This is a genomic window from Bartonella sp. MR100HLJHH (assembly GCF_042194215.1).
GTDB classification, from domain to species: Bacteria; Pseudomonadota; Alphaproteobacteria; order Rhizobiales; family Rhizobiaceae; genus Bartonella; species Bartonella grahamii.
This window is the reverse complement of the sequence record NZ_JBHIMR010000045.1, coordinates 1-2,867: the sequence shown is the minus strand read 5'-3', so window position 1 is coordinate 2,867 and position 2,867 is coordinate 1. Positions and strand designations below refer to the sequence as shown.

6 protein-coding genes are annotated in these 2,867 nt (G+C 34.1%); 4 read left to right on the top strand and 2 right to left on the bottom strand.

All coding sequences use genetic code 11. The features are described from left to right. The 4 genes from ACFIJ7_RS09205 to ACFIJ7_RS09190 form a co-directional block, all read left to right on the top strand. Positions 1-418 (top strand): hypothetical protein (locus ACFIJ7_RS09205; RefSeq protein ID WP_375645153.1); only part of this gene is annotated, 418 nt, incomplete at its 5' end. 128 nt (positions 419-546) lie between these two features. Beyond that, positions 547-927 carry an XRE family transcriptional regulator gene (locus ACFIJ7_RS09200; RefSeq protein WP_375645152.1) on the top strand — a complete coding sequence of 127 codons (381 nt, stop codon included), beginning with the start codon at positions 547-549 and terminating at the stop codon, positions 925-927. Positions 928-1,062: 135 nt separating this feature from the next. After that, positions 1,063-1,515 (top strand): single-stranded DNA-binding protein, encoded by a 453-nt coding sequence (gene ssb / locus ACFIJ7_RS09195; protein WP_375645120.1) that lies wholly within the window; start codon positions 1,063-1,065, stop codon positions 1,513-1,515. An 11-nt stretch (positions 1,516-1,526) separates the two neighbouring features. Beyond that, positions 1,527-2,069 (top strand): hypothetical protein, encoded by a 543-nt coding sequence (locus tag ACFIJ7_RS09190; protein WP_375645151.1) that lies wholly within the window; start codon positions 1,527-1,529, stop codon positions 2,067-2,069. Between the two features lie 3 nt (positions 2,070-2,072). Here ACFIJ7_RS09190 and ACFIJ7_RS09185 read toward each other — a convergent pair whose 3' ends face one another. Further along, on the bottom strand, positions 2,073-2,495 hold the full coding sequence (locus tag ACFIJ7_RS09185; protein WP_375645150.1) for a type II toxin-antitoxin system HicB family antitoxin: 423 nt from the start codon (positions 2,493-2,495) through the stop codon (positions 2,073-2,075). Positions 2,496-2,515: 20 nt separating this feature from the next. Beyond that, positions 2,516-2,698: a type II toxin-antitoxin system HicA family toxin gene (locus ACFIJ7_RS09180; protein WP_006589116.1), complete on the bottom strand. Its 183-nt coding sequence runs from the start codon at positions 2,696-2,698 to the stop codon at positions 2,516-2,518. Between the last annotated feature and the right edge of the window lie 169 nt (positions 2,699-2,867).

Here is a 2,867-nt window from a genome sequence, read left to right as displayed (position 1 = left end):
TATTTTGATATTTGCATCTTTTGGTTTGATAATAATAACAAATATTTTTGTAATTTTATGCAATTCTCATATTCCTTCTGAATTACAGAGCAACCCAAAATACAAATGCGGAAATACAACAGGTTGGGTGAAACTAACACGTGATTTACAACAATATATGCACCGACTTTTAAAGCTAATAAGTGTAGCGCTTGTCGTTTTAATTTTCCCAAGTAGCTATAAAGAAACGGTTCCTTTATCTGTCATTTCTAAGTACGTACAGCATAAGCTTTCTTTTTCATTGGATACTGTACTTTGGTACTCAGATATTGCTCTTTGGTATTCCTTTTTAGTTTGTGTATTGTTTCTTATGTTACATACACGCAGTTTAATAAACATATCTATTTACACACTACAGTGCTCCATTAAAAAACCATAGTAAAATTTCCGATTTTATAAAACTGTTCAGATTACGTTGTCTCTTCTCAACGTTCATAGATGAAGTCAACAAAAACATCAAAAAATCATTGAAAACCACTTGATTGCATTAATAGGAGCTTGAATCAAATGCTTACACCATTTGGCAAAACCTTACGTAAAATTCGTATTGATCGAACAGAACGTTTATTAGATATGGCTGATAAATTAGGCGTATCTATAGCATTTTTATCTTCTGTAGAAATTGGCAAAAAGCCTATACCTGCTGACATGGAAGAAAAGATCATTGAGAAATATGCTTTAAATGAAGAAACGGCTTCTATCTTGAGAAGAGAAGCAAATATTTGTCGTAAGAATTTTACAATGAACTCTTCTGACCCACTTAACCATGAAATTTCTAACACGTTTGTTAGAATGTTTAAGTCTCTTTCACAACAAGATCTGACAAAGTGCAAGGAACTCATGGAGAAAGTAGAAAAAAAACGGTGCTTGCAGAATAGAATACCTTGATCTCCTTATTTTATACACCGTAAACATAATTTTATATGTTAAAAAACAATAATATCATTTTGAAATAATTGAATAAATATGCAATTTATGCTAAGATTTTTATGTATAAATTGCAAATCTAATGGGGCTACAAATATGCTAAATAAAGTGACGTTAATCGGACGCCTTGGTGCTAATCCCGAAAGCAAAACAATGAATTCTGGAGCAGAAATAGTCAATTTTAGTATAGCGACTTCTGAGAGCTATACAGATAAAAAAACCAATCAAAAAGTAGAGAAAACAGAATGGCATTCCGTGGTGATTTTTAATCCACATTTGGCAAAAATTGCACTTCAATATCTAAACAAAGGTTCAAAGGTTTACATAGAAGGAAAATTACAGACACGCAAATGGCAAGATAAAAATGGGCATGACCGTTACACAACAGAGATTGTCTTACCACAATTCAAAGGCGAGTTGTATTTGCTTGATGCCAAAAAAGAGCAATCGGCATCCCCTACCCCTTCACCTATTACTTCTCAAAATTATGCTATCGCTTCAGGGGCTCAAGATTATAGAACAGCTCTTAACGATAGCGTCCCATTCTGATTGAAAAAAATATGACAAAAAGAAAAAAACGTGCAAAACGTGGTCGTCCTCGGATTAAAGGATGCATCAGAGAACCAAATGGACGCATCTCACGAGCAAAAACACCGCATGAACCCATGGATAAATTGGCAATTGAAATGCGTGCCAAACGCTTCTGTTTGACCATAGAAGAGGCTAAAAATCCACTTTCCAGTACCTATATTGGGCGGCTTTATTTGCAAGGCGAAATCAATCAAGACCAATATGATGCTGCGCAAAAATATCTTGAAGTGAAAAACAATTACCTATGTGCAAAAGGATTGCCTAATGCAATTTATGATGAAATGCCTACAACTTCTGATAACGGAGCAAGAGAGAAATGGGTACAGATAGCAACAGAACATCTTTTAGCTGTAAAAGATGTTGTTCAAGAAGCTCAATGTTTACACCGTCAATATAACCTTCATGCCGCATTACAGTATCTTGTCATAGAAGATCAATCACTACCACATCTTGTGCTTTCATTGCGCATTGCTCTTAATGCACTTTATAAACATTTTACGCAAAACCGGTAGTTTTCAAGCGGCGTCTTGGATATTAATGGCAACCTCTTTTCCAAGAGCACTGAGAGTGGATTCTAAGGCATCTAATTTGGTTGCGTGGTTTAAATCCAACAATCGGTCAATTTGTATTGGATGAAGTTTTAAAAGACGTACGAGATCAGCTTTGCGTAAGTTTTTTTCAACCATAGCGTTATGTATTGCAATTTTTAAAGTCACCAATGAAGATACTTCAACAAAAGGATAGGCAATATCACGATGTCCAAAGGGAATAGGTTCACGATCTTGAAAACGCCCCATAATGACTGTTAAAAGTGCATTTTTAGCCTGTTCCAAAGCCTCTTTTTCATCGTTACCATAGGTAATAAATTCCTGAAAGTCTTTAGAGACGACTAGAAGAGTATCATTGTCATCTTTGATAAATTTGATTGCATATTTCATTTACACCTCCATATTCAGGCTTATTTTAGGTCAAGATCTTTAAGAATCTTCTGGACTAATCCTGTTCCTAATTCTTTTCGCGTACCATGCATAGGTAAAACGGACTTTTTAGAACCGCGCTTTACAAGCAAATGTCCACCTTTCCCTGAAGTAAAACTGCAACCATGCTTTATAAGATATCTTTTCAATTCTTGACTATTCATTATAATAATATAACATCTAAAATGTTTCAATACAACATAAATGTTGCATTGAAGGAAAATAAAGAATATCTTTTAAAACACCATATTTAGGTAAAAAAATAAAAAAACACAAGATCATGATTTTTTTGTTGACATGATGTGAAAAATCATATTTAATGACAGCACGGCA